Below are 16284 nucleotides of genomic sequence, written 5' to 3'. Positions count from 1 at the left end.
TCGCCTGCGGGGGCGGGCAGGCAGAGGCCGGTCATGGGCCGGTCAAGCCAGCGGTGCCCCGGAGCTCAGGTGGGGAGCGATCTTGTTGTCGTAGGCCGACAATGCGGCACCGATCGCCATGTGCATGTCCAAGTACTGGTAGGTCCCCAGCCGTCCGCCGAACAGCACGCGACGCTCCCGCGCTTCCCGCTGGGCCAGCTCCCGGTACGCGGCCAGCCTCTCCCGGTCCTCGGCGGTGTTGATCGGGTAGTACGGCTCGTCGCCCTCGCAGGCGAAGCGGGAGTACTCGCGCACGATCACGGTCCTGTCCCTCGGATGCCGGTCCTCACGCTCCGGGTGGAAGTGGCGGAACTCGTGGATACGGGTGTAGGGAATCTCCTCGTCGCTGTAGTTCATCACCGGGGTGCCCTGGAAATCGCCGGTGGGCACGACCTCGCGCTCGAAATCGAGGGTGCGCCAGCCAAGGTGGCCCGCGGCGTAGCCGAAGTAGTGGTCGATCGGCCCGGTGTAGACCGTGGGCGTGCCCGCCGGGATACGGTCACGGATCGCGAAGTAGTCGATGCCCGTGCGCACCGTGATGTGCGGGTGCGCCGCCATCCGCTCCAACCAAGCCGTGTAACCGTCGACCGGCAGCCCCTCGTAGGTATCGGTGAAGTAGCGGTTGTCGAAGGTGTAGCGCACCGGAAGCCTGGTAATGATCGACGGGGACAGCTCCTTCGGATCCGTCTGCCACTGCTTGGCCGTGTACCCCTTGACGAACGCCTCGTACAGCGGGCGCCCGATCAGCGAGATGGCCTTCTCCTCGAGGTTCTCGGCCTTGTCCGTGTCGATCTCCGAGGCCTGCTCGGCGATGAGCGCCCTCGCCTCGTCGGGGCTGTACGCCCGGCCGAAGAACTGGCTGATCAGGCCCAGGTTCAGCGGGAAGCTGTAGACCTGGCCACGGTAGGTGCAGAACACCCGGTGCTGGTAGCCGGTGAAGTCAGTGAACCGGTTGACGTAATCCCACACTCGCTGGTTGGAGGTGTGGAACAGGTGCGCCCCGTAGGCGTGAACCTCGATACCGGTGTCCGGGTCGGGCTCGGAGTAGGCGTTGCCGCCGATGTGGGCGCGGCGTTCCACCACGAGAACCCGCCTGCCCAGCTCGCTGGCCACGCGCTCGGCGACCGTCAAACCGAACAATCCCGACCCGACCACGATCAGGTCGGCACCAGCCAGGTCGTCGTCGGTAATCTGGGGGGCCATGGTGCGCGAGCTCACGGCAGGTCAGGGTACCGGCGAGCCGTGACCACGAACGGGCGACCCGACCGGCCGGTTACACCGCTCGCGCCCGCCTCGTGCCCGCGAGTCGGGCACGACCAGCCAACCACCCCACCCGCGAGCGAGGACCGATAGGACGCCGTGCCACCTGCTGATTCGGGACCGCTGCAGCTACTGGCGCTTGGCACGTTCCTGCTCGTATTGGTGGCCCCGGGGTTGCTGATCGGGTGGGCCGCAGGCGCGCGCGGCTGGGCGCTGGCCGGGCTCGCCCCGGCGTTGAGCTTCGCCGCCTTCGGGCTCGCCGGGCCGTGGCTGGATCTGGCTGGCCTGCACTACACACTGGTCACCGCCGCGCTCGCCGTCGTGGTTCTGGCCGCTGCCGCCTACACCGCCCGCTGCGTCGTCACGCGGGTGCGGGCGCGTCGCGACCCCGTCACCCTGCCAGTGGCGGATCCCCCGCCGTGGCGGCCACGTGCGCATCTCGCCGTGGCGGCGTGCGTGGCGTTCGCGGCGGCGGTATCGATGGTCGTGGTTCTCAGTGCCTCCGGCGGCGTGCTGGATACCGTGATCCAGCGCTGGGACACCGTGTTTCACGCCAACGGCTTGCGCTACATCAGCGAGACCGGCGACGGCGGACTGTACGGCATCAGCAGTGTCAACCGGTACGAACCGGGCGAGGCGCTGTTCTACCCGAACGCCTACCACCTCGTGGGCTCGCTGGTGCACATGATCACCGGGGCGTCGATACCGACGGTGCTCAACGCGAGCATCCTCCCTGCCGCGGGCATCCTCGCGCTGTCGCTGGCGGCGTTGGTGCGCGAGTGCGGAGGCAGGCCCATGTTCGCGGCGAGCGCGGCGATCATCGCGGCGATCGCCACCAACGCCGTCTACGAGTCCATCGCCAACGGCCTGGTGCCGTTCGCGGTGAGCGTGGCGTTGCTGCCGCTCGGGGCCCTCGCGCTGCAGCGGTACCTCACCTGTCCGTGTGTGGAGACTGGCGTCGTGCTCACGCTCACCGCGGCCGGACTGCTCGCGGTGCACTCCAGCGCCCTGTTCGCCGCGATCCTGTTCGCGTTGCCGTTGCTGGTGCGGCGCTGGACTCCCGGGCGTTTCGGCGGTCGCGGCTCCAGCACCGTCGCGCTGGTGGATCTACGGAGGCTGGCGCCCGTGGCCGGGGCGGGCGCGGCGCTGACCGCTCCCCACCTGATCGGCGCGGTGCTGTTCGCGGGAGGGGACTCGTTCGTGTACCGGCCGTGGGCTTCGCAGCTGCCGCTGCTCGAGTCGCTGCGCACCCTGGTGGTGCTGCCGGACTCGATCACCGACCCGCAGCCGCTGCTGACCATGCTGCTGCTCGTCGGGCTGCTCACGATCGCCCGGCTACGGCCGATGCGGTGGGTCGTGGTCTCCGCCGCAGTCTTCGCCACGCTGTTCGTGCTGGTCGCCAGCTACGGCGACAACCCCGTCGTGATCGCGCTGTCACGTCCGTGGTGGAACGACCAGCACCGGCTGCTCGCGCTGACGCTGGTCCCGCTGTGCCTGGTGATGGCGCATGGACTCGCCGAGCTTCAGCGGTGGCTGGCACGAGGGTTGACGCGAGGCATGGCCCGGTCCGGCCGAGGCAGGGCCGCCGGGGTGAGCGCGGCCGCCGCGGTGCTCACCGGGCTGGGTGTAGCCACCAACGGCTTCTACGTTCCCGCTAACGCGCAGGTGGTGGCCTACGCCTACCACAACGCTGCCGAGCACCAGCGAGACGACCAGCCGATGCCGGTGAGTCCGCTCCAGGTGGCGGCGATGCGCGTGATGGCCGACCTGGCCGAACCGGGCGAGAAGGTGCTCAACGACCGCTCGGACGGCTCGGTGTGGCTGTACGCCATCTCGGGGGTGCGCTCGGTGGCGGCGCACTACGACGCCCACCACCCGCCACCGGACGCGCTTTACCTGGCCAACCACTTCCGCAACTACGACCACGACCCCGAAGTCCGCGCTTCGGTCGAACGGCTGGGTGTGCGCCACGTGTTCGTCGGCAGCGGGCAGATCCATCCCGACTACACCCGCAGCCCGGGGCTATCCAATCTGGATGACGCGGACTTTCTCGACGAGGTTTACCGCAACCCCGACGCGGTGATCTACGAGATCGTCGATTCGGAACGGAGCTGAACGTGACGTTCGTGCCTTCTACGGCTCCGAACGTCACGTTCAGCTCCCCGCCCCTGCTAGAACAGGGCGGAGGCGAACTCGACAGGGTGGGTGAGGTGCCCGGCGTGACCCGCACCGGGGATGGTCACGCTGCGCGCCAGCGGGAGCCGTTCGGCGAGTTCCGCGGTGACCATCCGGTTCAGCTCGAAGGTCCGCTCACCGGTAAGCAGCGTAATCGGGAACCGCGCCCACGCCAGGGTCGCGATGTCCACAGAGCGCCCCGTGGGGTCGTTGTACTGATCCAGCCACGTGTGCGCGTTGGATACCATGGTCATACGCTGCTCGCGGGTGAACAGACCGTCCCAGCTTCCCTTGCCGAACCCGACCTTCTCGGCGAAGATGCGCGCCCCCTGGGCGGGGTTGCCCGCGCGGATGAGCTCGGCCGCGTGCGACATCCACACGCCGGTCTCCGCGCCGAACACCTTGGCCACCGGGTTGTGGTCGAGCAAGCCGTACAACGGTGGTTCGTACACCGCGAGGCTACGTACCGCGTCCCTGCGCATCGCGGCCGCGAGCAACGCGACCGACCCTCCGTAGGAATGCCCGACCAGGTGCGCGGGACCACCGATCACGGTATCCAGCACTGCGAGGAGGTCGTCAGCATCGGCACGAATGCTTCCCTGCCCCCTCGGTGCGGTACTCGCGCTGTGACCTCGACGATCATAGCTGGTCACATCCGCCCGGCTCGCCAGTTGTGACAGCAGCGGCGACCAGCTCAGGTGATCGTCGAACGAACCGTGCACCAGCAGTATCGGCTCACCCCTGCCGACCCGCCACCATCTCAGCCTTGCCCCGTCGGCGCGGTCCACGGTGCCGGACACTTGAGCCCGCATGTCGCTATCCTGCACGGTTGGCGCTTCATTCACAGATCCCGGACCTCCTCGAGTACTTCGTCGGCGACGCGCTCGAGGACCGCTTCCCGGCCGGCATACGGCTCGCCGGAACGCGGCCAGTGCACGACGACATCGGTAAACCCCAGTTTGTGTGCTTTGTCTGCAGCCTCCGTGAACGTGTTTACACAGGTAAGCGAATAAACCGGAGCCGCGTCAAGACTCAGATAGCGGCGGATTTCCCCGGGCTGCCTGCCCTCCTGTTCGAGGGCACGCTCGAATTCCGAGGTGAGCGTGGCGACGCCGCCCCACCAGGCGTCGAGGTCATCGCTGGGATATCCGGTCGTGACCCAACCGGAACCGAAGCGGGCGGCCAACCGTAACGTGCGCGGACCGTTGGCGGCGATCACGAAGGGCACCCGCGGATGCTGCACGCATCCCGGCAGGTTTCGCGCCGCCACAGCGGTGTAGTGCGAGCCCTGGTAGTTGAATCCGTCCCGGGTGAGCAGCCCGTCGAGCGACTCGACGAACTCGCCGAAGCGTTCCGCACGTTGCCCGGGGCTGAGCTCCTCGAGGCCGAACACGGTGCGGTCGTAACCGTTCGCCCCTGCCCCCAGGCCGCAGATCAGCCTACCGTCGCAGATGTCGTCCAGCGTGATCAACTCGCGAGCGAAGGAAACGGGATGCCGGAAGTTCGGCGTGGCGACGAACGTTCCCAGCTGGATCTGCTCGGTGACCGTCGCGGCCGCGGTCAGTGTCGGGAGCGCGGCGAACCACGGACCGTCGACCAGCGAGCGCCAGCCGAGATGGTCATAGGTCCACGCGTGATCGAAGCCCAGCTCTTCGGCTCCCCGCCACTTGGGCTCGCCCGACCACCATCTGTCCTCCGTCAGAATCACGATGCCGACCCGCACGGCAGGCCACCGTATCGCTTCTGCCTCACGCGGGTGATCCCCACCTCGCCGTTACCGTAACGCGACCCGTTGAACTGCGATCTTTGCCACACCGGCACCCCCGGTGCGTGCGCGGCGGTACCGTGAAGATCCGGGGCATCGACCGGCTCCCGCGCAGGGCATCTCGACGAAGGGCATACCCGGGCAGGCTCGGCCGGTGCCGAGCGCACGCGACGAATCGACAAGCGGAAACCAGCACCGTGCACCGACCTCACCTGATCGCCTCCGACGTGGACGGCACGCTCGTCACGCCGCTGGAGCGATTCACCGACCGCACCAGAGCCGTGCTGCGGCAGGTCCATCAGGATGACGTGCCGTTCGTGCTCGTCAGCGGGCGGCCGCCACGGTGGATCCCGCCGATCGCGAACCCCGCGGGCATCACCGGCTACGCCGTTTGTGCCAACGGCGCGGTGATCTACGACATTGCCGCCGACCGGGTGATCAGCACCCGGCACCTCCCTCCCGTGACGCTGCGGGACGCCGCGGAGGCGATCGTCGGGGTCCTGCCCCGCGCCCGGTTCGGGGCCGAGCGGGTGGGCACGAGCGCGACCGACAGCAGCGTGGCCCGGATCGTGACCGAGAGCGCGTTCCATAACCCGTGGGGTGACGACACCGAGTGCGACACCGGCTCTCGGGCCGACGTTCTCGGCACGGCGGCGATCAAGCTGCTAGTCAGCGACGAGCGGATGGCCTCGGAGGAGATGGCGGCAGCAGCCACCAGTGTGCTGGACGGCTCGGTGGCGGTCACCTACTCCAGTAACGGCGGGCTCATCGAGATCTCGGCCGTATCGGTGACCAAGGCAACCGGCCTCGCCGAGATCGTCGACTGGTTCGACGTGGACCCCGGAAACGTGATCGCCTTCGGGGACATGCCCAACGACGTCGCCATGCTCGGCTGGGCAGGGCACGGGGTCGCCGTGGCCAACGCCCACCCCGCGGTGCTGGAAGTGGCCGACGAGATCACCGGCCCGAACACCGAGGACGGCGTCGCCCAGGTGCTCGAACGCTGGTTCTGAGTCCGGCCATCCCGATTAGCGTGACCTGCGATGCCCCGCTCAGGCCGCGAGCGCGCCAGGCACGCCCACCTCGCGTGCCGCCTTCGACACGAGGTTCATCCCGTCCAGGCCGGGAAGGCGATGGATCTTCTCGTCGATGCGGTGCACGACCTGCTGCCCGGACTCGCCGCCCAGCAGGAAGCGCAGCACGTAGTCGGTTTCGCTGCTGGGCATGACACCCGAACCGACCGGTGCCCAGAAGGCCCGCAGCGCCGACCGGGTCAGCCACCTCGCCTTCCTTGACCGGTCCAGCCGCTGCCGCGCCTGGGTCGCGTAGAAGGCCACGTGCCGAGTCTCCTGCCGCATGATACGGGTGAGCAGCTCCGTGAGCACCGGGTGCTGCTCCCGCTCGATGAGCCGCGCGTAGCCGGCGTGGGTGGACCATTCGTTGATGGCACCCCAGGTCATGTGGACGGCCACGAAATCCTCGCCGAGCACGTTGGCGACGATGGACTGGTTGATGGGAGCGAGTTTGTCCCTGAACCCCAACCCCTGCCGCAACGTCTGGATGTGGGTGTTGCCGGTGGGGATGCCGTGGGCGTCGAGAACCCGCGCGAGCGCTTCCCCGTGCCAGTACTCCTCGTAGGCCCATATGGTCAGAAACGTCGTCACCTCGGGATCCTGATGTGACGGCGTCACCAGCAGGTCCCGCAGGTAACAGATGGTATGGGTCTCCACATCGCACATGTACCGGATACAGCGAAGCGCTCCCTCGGACAGCGGGTCGGGACCGAACGCGTCGTAATCGAGATCCTCGTACGGTACGGGAGCGGCCTGCCGCGCGTAATCTGCCAGATCGAAGCTCATACCGATAGTTCGAGACCGGCCCGCGCGCGGATTGGCCCGCTACCGGCTCCCGGGACCGCGCTGCGGCGTCACGCTTCCGGCGCCGGTGCCGTACCACCCAGGTGCGCGGGCAACCACCACGGATCGGTCCCGTTCGCAGGGGCGTCCGGGTACACCCGCTGGGCACGGTCGAGCAGTACCTGCAACCTGCCGCGCAATTGCCCGGTGACGGTGTCGGCGTCGTCGGCCGGGCCGGGATGCATCGGTTCCCCCGTGTGGATCTCCACCGGCACGTGCCGCTGGGCCAACCTGCGCGGTCGCCCCTTGGTCCACAACCGCTGGGTGCCCCATACCGCCATCGGGACCAGCGGAACGCCCGCCTCGGCGGCCATCCGCACCGCACCGGTCTTGAGTCCCTTGACCGTGAACGACTGGCTGATCGTCGCTTCCGGGAAGACCCCGATCACCTGCCCGTCGCGTAGCCGCTGGACTGCTTCGGCGTAGGAGGCCTGGCCAGCCTCCCTGTCCACCGGGATGTGGTGCATGCCCCGCATCAACGGACCCGCGATCCGGTTGGCGAAGATCTCCCGTTTCGCCATGAACCGCACGAGGCGATCAGCAGGCTGCGCACCGAGCCCGCAGAAGATGAAATCCAGATAGCTCACGTGATTGCAGGCGATGACGGCCCCGCCGGACCGAGGGATGTTCCCGGCGCCCTCGATCCGGGTCCGGATATCCAGTACCCGGAACATCGTCTTGCATGCCAGCACTACGGGCGGGTACACGATCTCGGCCATGCCGCCAGGCTACGCGACCGTAGGTTCTGTTTCCCGTCGCCACCGCCCACCAGAGGGGCTGTCCATCACACGGCCGTGTCGCATACTCCGTATGGAGTACGATCGCTCCCACTCCCATGGCTCGGAAGGGCCGTACGGGTCAACACCGACGTCCAAGTGGCCGGATCGGCCCGTGGACACCCAGACTCCAGCAGGACGTAGCAGCGTGCCGATCACGATGAGCACCGCCGCGGCGGCCGCCACGGTCGCGATCTATGTCGCCGTCATGCTCGCGCCTGGCGCGCTCGTGGGGCTGGCCGCCGGGCTCCGCGGCTGGACACTGGCGACGGTCGCGCCGCTGCTGACCTTCGCCGTGGCAGGCATCACCGGGCCGTGGTTGGCTCTGGCGCGGGTCGAGTTCACGGTGCCGACCTTCGCTGCGGCCACCGCCATGGCCGCCGCGCTCGCGCTGGCCGCGCATCTGCTCGGACGGCGAGCCTCGAGCGGCGCCCACGCCAGGCGGGATCCGGCGCGACGGCCACCGTGGTCGCGAGCAGCCACCGCGGCCGTGGCCTGCAGCGTGCTGCTGGCCGCCGTGATCGGCGGGTACGTGGTGCTGCGCGGCCTCGGCACGCTCGGCGCGATCTCGCAGGGTTTCGACGCCCCGTTCCACGCCAACGGGATCCGGTACCTCGCCGACACCGGCGACGGCAGCGTAACCGGCATGACCACGGTGAACCGGTTCGACGGCGACGGCGCCGGGCAGTCACCGGGCAGCGGCCTGCTGTACCCGCACGCCTACCACCTGGTAGCCGCGCTGGCCTACCAGCTCGCCCAGCCGTTCGGTGCGACCGTGCCCGCGATCGTCAACGCCAACACCGTGCTGCTGCCAGGGGTTCTGGCGCTGTCGTTTGCAGGGCTGGTGCGCGCGTTCCGGGGCCGCGCCGTGCTGGCCGCCACCGCGGCGATCGTCGCGACCGCCCCCGCACCGTTGCTCTACATCTCCATGGCGCGGGGTCCGATCCTGCCGTTCCTGCTCGGGCTGTCGCTGACCCCGGTCGCGATCGTGGTGCTACGGCGTTTCCTGGAACGCGGCGGGATCGACACCGGGTTCGTGCTCGCGCTGTGCGGGGCCGGGCTCCTGGCGATCCACCCGGCCACGCTGCTGACTGCGATGCTGCTCGCGCTGCCGGTGCTGGCGCAACGGTGGCTCGGTACCCGTGGGCACGGCACCCTCAGCAGGGACACGGCCGCGCTGACCGGGGCGGCGACCGCCGGTGTGCTGCTCGGCGCGCCCCACGTGGCAGGCGCGCTTGCCCGCACCGGCAGCGGGTTCCCTTACGACGGGTGGCCAGCACCGTTCGGCCCCGGCGAGGCCGTCCAGGCCCTGCTGACGTTCCAGCTCATCCCCTCGCCGCACTCCGAGGGGACGGCGCAACTGTGGCTGGCACTGGCACTGCTGTGTGGCCTAGCGTTCGTTCACCGGCTCGGCGAGCTGCGGTGGGTCGCCGGGGCCGCGCTGCTGACCGGACTGGCATGGCTGGTAGTGGCCGTCTCGGATCACCCGCTGGTGCTCGACCTGACCCGCCCGTGGTGGAACGACCCGTTCCGGTTCATGGCTATGGCGGCGATCCCGCTGACGCTGCTGGCCGCGCACGGCCTCGCAGAGGTGCAAGCGGTGCTGCGCGACGCGTTCGCGCGGTGGGCGCGGCGGCGGCAGTGGCAGCGGAGGTGGGGCGCCACCGCGCGGGCCGGCGCGCTCGGCGCCGTCGTGATCACCGGATTCGCGGTGCTCAGTCAGGGTCTGTACGCGCCATCCAACGCCGCGTTGATCGGGCCACGTTACGGCAACCCACCCCCGGACGACCCGACGCACATGGCCGTCAGCGACGGCGAGGTCGAGGCGATGGTCGAACTCGGCAAGCGAGCGGGACCGGACGAGTGGGCGCTGAACAACCGGCACGACGGCACCGTGTGGACCTACGCGATCAGCGGGGTGCGCTCGGTCGCCGCGCACTACGACGACTCCTGGCAGCCGCCGCGAGCCGAGCTGCTCGCGGAGCGCTTCGCCGACTACGCCACCGACCCGCAGGTGCGGGCCGCTGTGGCAGAGCTCGACATCCGCTGGGTCATCGTCGGCACCCACGGGCACCTGGGACTCCCACCAGGGGATCACCGCCAGCCCGGCCTCACCGGGCTGGACGAGCTGCCCTTCCTCGAATCGGTCTTCCGCAACGAGGCCGCGACGCTCTACGAGATCACCGAGAAACCGGCCGAACACCCACCCCGGCAGCCGGACATCGCCCAACGTCCTACCGGGGGATGAGCCGGGCGCGCTGTCGGCTACCGCGAGCGGCCACCACCGCGGTTGCCGCGGTGATGAGGTCGGCGACGATGAACATCACACGCGAGGCCGCCGCGAACGCCGCCGCCTGCGGGGCGGAGATCCCGCTGACCACCAGCACCGCCACGATCACGCCCTCGCGCGCGCCAACCCCGGCCGGGAAAATCGGCGCGGCCGTACCGGCCGCCATCCCCAGCGACATCGCACCGATACACAGCAACAGGCCGAGCCAACCCGGCGTGCCCACCGCGTTCGCCAGCAGCCACAGGTGCAGCCCCTGCAGCAGCTTGGCGATTGAGGAGGCGGTGACGACCTTGCCAATCGTCGCCATCCGCAGCCGACGGGCGTGCTCCCGCCTGCGCAGGATCCGTAGCATCAGCGAGACCGCCCAGCTGAGGATCCTCGGGTGCATGGCAATCAAGCCGATCGGCAGCAGCACAAGCACCCATCGCGCGTTCGGGCTGGTGTCGAAGATGACCGGCAACGCGATCACCCCGACCAACATCGCGATCACCAGCCCGATACCCATGTGCACCAGCGTGGCGACGAAGACCCGGGCGCGGGACAGGCCCGCCTGCCTGCCGAGCTCCATCTGCAGCAGGTACAGCCACACCGAACCGGGGACGTACTTGCCGAGCTGACCGACGAGGAAGATCTGCGCCCCGGTGCGGTAGCCGATCGCCGGGCCGAACGCGTTCACCATGACGTGCCAGCCGTAGGTGGTCACCCCAATCGCTACGCACAGCGCGAGCAGCGACAGCGCCGAGGACTGCCAGGCGATGCCCGCGATCGTCTCCCAGAACTCGTCCCAATGCTGGTGCAGGTAGTACACGGCGAAAGCGGCGACGACAACGACCGCGAGCACGCGCAGCGCCGTGATCACCCGCGCCCTGCCGACTGTGCCGGTTGCCCGCGTCGCGGGCGCGGTACCGGCCGCTGTCCCCGCTGCGGTGTGCCCGGCCATCTACCCGCTCCGTTCCTGGCGCGCGTGCCACGAGGCCAGCAGGTCCGTCAGTCCTTCGCCGAGCACCCCATCGTCGGGGAACGCGGCTGGCTCGTCGTCGCGCTGCCCGAGCAGGAACGGTTCCAGCGCCGCGATCGCTTCCTGTTCCACCCCGAGGCGGGCGAGGCCCGTGCGGTTCACCCCCGTCACGCGAGCGGGTACCCCTACGCTGACGGTGAAGGCTGGCACGTCGGAGCGCACCGCGGCCCCCATGCCCACCATCGCCCCCGGCCCGATCCGGCGGCGCTGGTGCACCACAACGCCGAGCCCGAGGTTGGCGTGCGACCAGACCTCACCGTGCCCGCCGAGAACCGCGTTCGAGCCGAGCACGACCCGGTCGCCAACCAGGCAGTCGTGCGCCAGGTGCACGCCGCGCAGCAGGTACCCCCTGTCGCCGAGCCGGGTGGTCCGCCAGGTGCCCTGGTGCATGCTGGAGTACTCGCGAATGCCGTTGCCGTTGCCGATCGCCACCCCGTACCCGACGCGTTCGGGATCGCCGCGGCCCGCGCCCGGCTCCCATCCGGCGGGGTGGGGCGCGGCGTCGTCCGAGGCCGGGGTGCCGATGGTGACGTGGGGCCCGATCCAGTTACCGTCGCCGATCACGGCGGGACCGAGCAGGACGGCGTAGGGCCCGATCACGTTGCCCTCGCCCAGCTCGACACCGTCGCCGATCACCGCGGTGTGGTGGATGCGATTGGACACAGCGTCGGCCCCCGTTCCCTTCGCTCGACTCGGTGCACCGGATCCGCCCGAACCGGCTCGTTCGTCCGGATCGTCGCTTGTGCCCGGTGGTCGTGGGACCGCCGCTTCCGGCGGGTTTCGCTGATCCGGTGCGGTCGGCACGGCCCGCTGCAGGGGTCGTCGACGTACGTCGGCGGCCATGCGGGCAGAGGGTACCGTAGCGCACGTCCGCGCATCCGGCTGCCGCGTGCCGGGCGCCAACCGTACCCGAGAACGCGCGCCGCACACCGAGAGCGAGGGTGGAGATGATCCCGGTTACGGCCGTCGACGTCACCGACGCCGAATCGCTCGTCATCGAGGTGTTGCGCAGTGGGAAACTCGCGCAGGGAGCGTTGGTGCGGCAGCTCGAGGAGGGGTTCGCCGAAGGGACGGGGACCCGGCACGCGGTTGCGGTCAACAACGGCACCACCGCCCTGGTTGCCGCGCTACAGGCCCTCGGGATCGGGCCGGGCGACGAGGTGATCACCTCGCCGTTCACCTTCATCGCCACGCTCAACGCGATCCTGTCCACCGGCGCCACAGCCCGCTTCGCCGATCTCGACGCCGAGCACCTCACCGTCGACCCCGACGGCGTCGCGGCGGCCATAACACCGCGTACCGCCGCGCTGCTGCCGGTACACCTGTACGGCCAGCCCGCCGACATGGACGCGCTGACCGCGCTGGCTGCCGACCACGGGCTACACCTCGTGGAGGACGCCGCGCAGGCGTTCGGCGCCACCTACCGAGGCGCACCCGTCGGCTCGTTCGGCCTCGGCTGCTTCTCGCTGTACGCCACCAAGAACATCACCACCGGCGAGGGCGGGATGATCACCACCGACGACGGTGGGCTCGCCGACCGGCTGCGGCTGCTGCGCAACCACGGCATGCGCGCCCACTACTCCTATGCCATACCGGGGCACAACTACCGGATGAGCGAACTACACGCCGCGCTGGGCATCCCCCAGCTCGCCCGGCGGGAGGAGCTCGTCGCTGCCCGGCGGCACAACGCGGCGGCGCTGTCGAAAGGGCTCGCCGGGACTCCCGGGCTGATACTGCCCGGCGACGCACCCGGTTGCGAGCACGCGTGGCATCAGTACACCGTGCGGCTGACCGGCGACGCCACGCTGACCCGGGACGGGCTCGCGCGGGCGCTTGCCGAGCGGGGTGTCGAGACCGGCATCCACTACCCGCGACTGGTGTTCGATCACGACTGCTACCGCACCCACCCGCGGGTGGCGGGCACCTCGCTCGACGACGTTCCAGTGGCAGCGGCCGCCGCACGGCAGGTGTTGTCGCTTCCGGTTCACCACGCACTGACCGGTGAGCAGGTGCGGGTGATCGTCACGGCGGTACGGGAGGCGCTCGGGGCATGACACACAGGCTGGCCCTTGTGGGCACCGGAACCATGGGGGCGCTGCACGCGCGGGTGATCTCGCAGAGCGAGCGTGCCCGGCTGGTGCGCGTGGTCGATCCCCGCGAGGACGCGGGCCGGGAGATCGCCGACCGGTTCGCCGTCGACTGGACCCCGGAGATCGATACGCTGTCCGATGCGGACGCGGTGATCCTCTCCGCTCCAACCGAGATGCACCATACACTTGCTATCGAGGTACTCGATCAGGGAAAGCCCTTGCTGATCGAGAAACCGGTCGCGAGCAGCATCACCGAAACACGGGAGATCATCGAACGATCGACCACAGCGGACATACCGTTGATGTGCGGGCTGCTCGAGCGGTACAACCCGGCGGTGATCACCGCTCGCGCCCTACTCGGTGAGCCGATCCACGTCAGGGGTGCCCGTCACGGCCCGTACGCCGCGCGCATCAAGACCGGCGTCGCGTGGGATCTGCTGGTTCACGACGTCGACCTGGCGATCCAGCTGTTCGGCGGGGTAGCGCCACACAGCACCACCGCGGCCGCGGGGTACTTCCACCCGCAGTCGCTGGAAGGCGCCGAGGACACGCTCGAAGCGGTGCTGTCCTTCGAGAAAGGACTCGCAGCCGTCTCCGCTTCCCGGATCGGGCAGCGCAAGGTCCGCACGCTCACCGTGGCCGAGCTCGATCGCCTCATCGAGATCGACCTGCTCCGCAGGGATGTGACGATCTACCGGCATGTCTCGCACGAAGGCGTTGCCGACGGCGGCCGCGGGTACCGGCAGCAGACGGTCATCGAGATCCCGGAGCTGCTCACCGTCCGCGAGCCGCTGGCGAGCCAACTCGATCATTTCCTCGACCTCGTCGAAGGCACCGGCGACCCGGTCACGGAACGTGACTCGATCCTGCCATCACACCTGGTGGTCTCGAGTGTCCTCACCCAAGCAGGGCGCTGAAGACCACGCCGTCAGGACAGGAAGATATCTCGCTGATAATGATTTTTTGTGAAGAAATTTCATTACACGAATGCTATTCAGCAACAAGTTCTACTTGTATGCTAAGTAACTCTACGGTAACAATACACCCAATCGTGTGGATTTAGCCAGGAGAACATTGGGAAGAATTGCGGCCCGTGCGTAGTCGCATCACGCAACGCGCACGATCGGTGGAGTGAATGACAGCGTGAGGGTGGAGTCAGTTGAGTAACGGCAAGCATGGTTCCGAAGGTCTGATCTCGCGTGCCCGTACCCGGTTGCACGACCGCCGTGAACGTCGCCGCAGCACCGGGCACACGCGGTGGCGCCGGTTCGTCGCCGTTCTCGGTGTGGGCGGGGTGGCGGCAGGTCTGCTGGTGACGGCTATGGCCCAGGGGGCTGTAGCAGCCTCGTTCGCCGTCGCCGGGACCACCTTCAAGATCGACGCCGACAGGCTCGAAGGCAATGGCCTCGTGCTCTACGGAAACGAGGTCAACAGCAGTGACGGCACCAAGGCGGCGGCCACCATGGGGTTGCGCAGCACCCAAATCGACAATTTCTGCACCGGCTTCGTAGTGAACAACCTTCCGGTGCTGGACGCCGTGTCGGTCAAGCTCGACATCCCAGGCGGAGTCGACGGCGACAACCTGATCATCGACGTCAGTGATCTGCGGGCGGAGAGTCTGACGTTGAACGACGCGCACCTGGGCATCGACGCCTCACAGGTCGAGTCCGGCCCCGGCGAGGCCACCGGCCAGCCGGGCAGTGCCGCCCTCGACGCCTCCGGACTGAGCGCCACCAACCTGGACGGCGACTCCTGGGCGATCAACGCGGGCACCCTCACGGCACACGGCCTGAGCGTTTCCGCGCGGCAAGGCACCGGCAACACCTGCGGATGACCGGATCTCGGGAGGGAACCATGGTTCAGATGCTCGCCCGCGCCTGGCGCGGCTTCCGGAGCTGGCGGCGCACCCGCCCGTTCTGGGCAGGGGTGTTCGGCATCCTGGCAGCCATCGCTATCTTCGGGCCGCCGGTGCTGTCGGTGAACATCGGCGACGTCATGCTCACCATCGCCACCCTCGGGGGGGTGTCGTCGATCGTGCTCAGCACCGTGATCGCCTGCTGCGCCGTCGCACTGTGGGTGCGCCCGCAGGTGCGCATCCCGTGCGGGGTACTGATCATGGTCGCCTCGCTGACCTCGCTGGTCACCGCCAATTTCGGCGGCTTCGGTATCGGCCTGCTCCTCGGGCTGCTTTCGGCCACCCTCGCGCTGTCGTGGGCTCCCGGTCGTCTGTCCGCGATCCAAGACCGCGGTGACGCGGACACCACCGGGCCGGGGCAAGCACCGGCGAGCGCGAAGCAGACCGGGACCGGACTGTCGCGGGCGGCGTGAGTACTGCGCGGATGCGGGGCCGCGGCCTGCTCGTGCTCGGACTGGTCGGCGTCATCGTCGTCGCCCTCCTTCCCGGGCAGGCCCCGGCCCTGCAGGCACAACACACCAAAGGGCCGGTAGTGCCGGAGATCCCGACGACGATCACGGCATCGAAGCTGTCGCTGTCCGGGCTGTGCTACGACGGAGTCGTCGAGCTCCCCACCGTCAACGGCCCCGTCGAGTCGCTGAAGTTCAAAGCGAGCAGCCTGAGAATCGACGACGCGACGATCTCCCTGCCGGATGATCCCGCGATACGCATCGATACCCCACGGGTGCACGTTGACACCGCGTTCGGCGAGCGCACCGAGCTGTACCTGCGGCGGTTGACGGGAAAGATGATCGACGGGTTGATCACCTACGAGGTGGACTACTCGCCGGAGAACCCACCGCCTGCCAGCTTCCCGTGGATGAGCTTCACCGACGTCACCGTCGGCCTGCACGCGCTGGACGGCGCCGAGATCTCCATGCCGGACCCGTCCCTCGAAGTGGGAGGTGGGCACATCCCGCTCCCGCCGATGGACGGCGACGCCGACGATCCGGACGGCGGCGACGGTCTGACGACCTGCCTGCTGTGACCACGGTTGCCGG

Annotated in this window: 15 protein-coding genes; 8 read left to right on the top strand and 7 right to left on the bottom strand. The window is 69.0% G+C overall.

The window, feature by feature from the left end; genetic code table 11:
- Positions 1-42 precede the first annotated feature (42 nt).
- Positions 43-1242, bottom strand: coding sequence for a UDP-galactopyranose mutase (gene glf / locus F8178_RS07835; RefSeq protein WP_396345194.1), 1200 nt, complete (start codon positions 1240-1242; stop codon positions 43-45).
- Between the two features lie 156 nt (positions 1243-1398).
- On the opposite strand from glf, the gene F8178_RS07830 reads away from it, so the two are divergent.
- Positions 1399-3414, top strand: coding sequence for a DUF6541 family protein (locus tag F8178_RS07830; RefSeq protein ID WP_317494020.1), 2016 nt, complete (start codon positions 1399-1401; stop codon positions 3412-3414).
- Positions 3415-3470: 56 nt separating this feature from the next.
- On the opposite strand, the gene F8178_RS07825 is transcribed toward F8178_RS07830, so the two are convergent.
- Positions 3471-4286: an alpha/beta hydrolase gene (locus F8178_RS07825; protein ID WP_317494019.1), complete on the bottom strand. Its 816-nt coding sequence runs from the start codon at positions 4284-4286 to the stop codon at positions 3471-3473.
- A 29-nt stretch (positions 4287-4315) separates the two neighbouring features.
- On the bottom strand, positions 4316-5197 hold the full coding sequence (locus F8178_RS07820) for an LLM class flavin-dependent oxidoreductase (protein WP_317494018.1): 882 nt from the start codon (positions 5195-5197) through the stop codon (positions 4316-4318).
- Between the two features lie 239 nt (positions 5198-5436).
- On the opposite strand from F8178_RS07820, the gene F8178_RS07815 reads away from it, so the two are divergent.
- On the top strand, positions 5437-6252 hold the full coding sequence (locus tag F8178_RS07815; protein WP_317494017.1) for an HAD family hydrolase: 816 nt from the start codon (positions 5437-5439) through the stop codon (positions 6250-6252).
- Between the two features lie 39 nt (positions 6253-6291).
- On the opposite strand, the gene F8178_RS07810 is transcribed toward F8178_RS07815, so the two are convergent.
- Together F8178_RS07810 and F8178_RS07805 are read right to left on the bottom strand one after the other, a co-directional pair.
- On the bottom strand, positions 6292-7098 hold the full coding sequence (locus F8178_RS07810; protein WP_317494016.1) for a hypothetical protein: 807 nt from the start codon (positions 7096-7098) through the stop codon (positions 6292-6294).
- Positions 7099-7166: 68 nt separating this feature from the next.
- The gene (locus F8178_RS07805) at positions 7167-7874 is read right to left on the bottom strand and encodes a lysophospholipid acyltransferase family protein (RefSeq protein ID WP_317494015.1); all 708 of its coding nucleotides are present in this window, start codon (positions 7872-7874) and stop codon (positions 7167-7169) included.
- 205 nt (positions 7875-8079) lie between these two features.
- On the opposite strand from F8178_RS07805, the gene F8178_RS07800 reads away from it, so the two are divergent.
- Positions 8080-10179, top strand: coding sequence for a DUF6541 family protein (locus F8178_RS07800; RefSeq protein WP_317494014.1), 2100 nt, complete (start codon positions 8080-8082; stop codon positions 10177-10179).
- On the opposite strand, the gene F8178_RS07795 is transcribed toward F8178_RS07800, so the two are convergent.
- Positions 10166-11161: a lysylphosphatidylglycerol synthase domain-containing protein gene (locus tag F8178_RS07795; RefSeq protein WP_317494013.1), complete on the bottom strand. Its 996-nt coding sequence runs from the start codon at positions 11159-11161 to the stop codon at positions 10166-10168. The two genes, F8178_RS07800 and F8178_RS07795, sit on opposite strands and share 14 nt — an antisense overlap.
- On the bottom strand, positions 11162-11902 hold the full coding sequence (locus tag F8178_RS07790; protein WP_317494012.1) for a UDP-N-acetylglucosamine acyltransferase: 741 nt from the start codon (positions 11900-11902) through the stop codon (positions 11162-11164).
- Positions 11903-12186: 284 nt separating this feature from the next.
- Between F8178_RS07790 and F8178_RS07785 the strand changes: the two genes are divergently transcribed.
- The 5 genes from F8178_RS07785 to F8178_RS07765 all read left to right on the top strand — a co-directional run bounded on the left by F8178_RS07785 (position 12187) and on the right by F8178_RS07765 (position 16271).
- Positions 12187-13293 carry a DegT/DnrJ/EryC1/StrS family aminotransferase gene (locus tag F8178_RS07785; protein ID WP_317494011.1) on the top strand — a complete coding sequence of 369 codons (1107 nt, stop codon included), beginning with the start codon at positions 12187-12189 and terminating at the stop codon, positions 13291-13293.
- Positions 13290-14246, top strand: a complete 957-nt coding sequence (locus F8178_RS07780; protein ID WP_317494010.1) for a Gfo/Idh/MocA family oxidoreductase — start codon at positions 13290-13292, stop codon at positions 14244-14246. Before F8178_RS07785 ends, F8178_RS07780 begins: the two co-directional genes overlap by 4 nt.
- A 242-nt stretch (positions 14247-14488) precedes the next feature.
- Positions 14489-15163: a DUF6230 family protein gene (locus F8178_RS07775; protein WP_317494009.1), complete on the top strand. Its 675-nt coding sequence runs from the start codon at positions 14489-14491 to the stop codon at positions 15161-15163.
- Between the two features lie 20 nt (positions 15164-15183).
- Positions 15184-15657, top strand: a complete 474-nt coding sequence (locus F8178_RS07770) for a DUF6114 domain-containing protein (RefSeq protein WP_317494008.1) — start codon at positions 15184-15186, stop codon at positions 15655-15657.
- Entirely contained in the window at positions 15654-16271 is a 618-nt protein-coding gene (locus tag F8178_RS07765; RefSeq protein ID WP_317494007.1) for a hypothetical protein, read from the top strand. The genes F8178_RS07770 and F8178_RS07765 overlap by 4 nt, the downstream gene beginning before the upstream one ends.
- The last annotated feature ends 13 nt before the right edge of the window (positions 16272-16284 follow it).

It is taken from the genome of Haloechinothrix sp. LS1_15 (genome assembly GCF_033042135.1).
Lineage (GTDB): Bacteria > Actinomycetota > Actinomycetes > Mycobacteriales > Pseudonocardiaceae > Haloechinothrix.
Note: the sequence above shows the minus strand (reverse complement) of the source record. Positions and strands in the feature narration are given on the sequence as shown.

Coding starts and splice junctions, on each gene's coding strand:
- F8178_RS07810 (WP_317494016.1), bottom strand. CDS start 7,098: ATGAGCTTCGATCTGGCAGATTACGCGCGGCAGGCCGCTCCCGTACCG.
- F8178_RS07825 (WP_317494019.1), bottom strand. CDS start 4,286: ATGCGGGCTCAAGTGTCCGGCACCGTGGACCGCGCCGACGGGGCAAGG.
- F8178_RS07780 (WP_317494010.1), top strand. CDS start 13,290: ATGACACACAGGCTGGCCCTTGTGGGCACCGGAACCATGGGGGCGCTG.
- glf (WP_396345194.1), bottom strand. CDS start 1,242: ATGGCCCCCCAGATTACCGACGACGACCTGGCTGGTGCCGACCTGATC.
- F8178_RS07785 (WP_317494011.1), top strand. CDS start 12,187: ATGATCCCGGTTACGGCCGTCGACGTCACCGACGCCGAATCGCTCGTC.
- F8178_RS07795 (WP_317494013.1), bottom strand. CDS start 11,161: ATGGCCGGGCACACCGCAGCGGGGACAGCGGCCGGTACCGCGCCCGCG.
- F8178_RS07770 (WP_317494008.1), top strand. CDS start 15,184: ATGGTTCAGATGCTCGCCCGCGCCTGGCGCGGCTTCCGGAGCTGGCGG.
- F8178_RS07805 (WP_317494015.1), bottom strand. CDS start 7,874: ATGGCCGAGATCGTGTACCCGCCCGTAGTGCTGGCATGCAAGACGATG.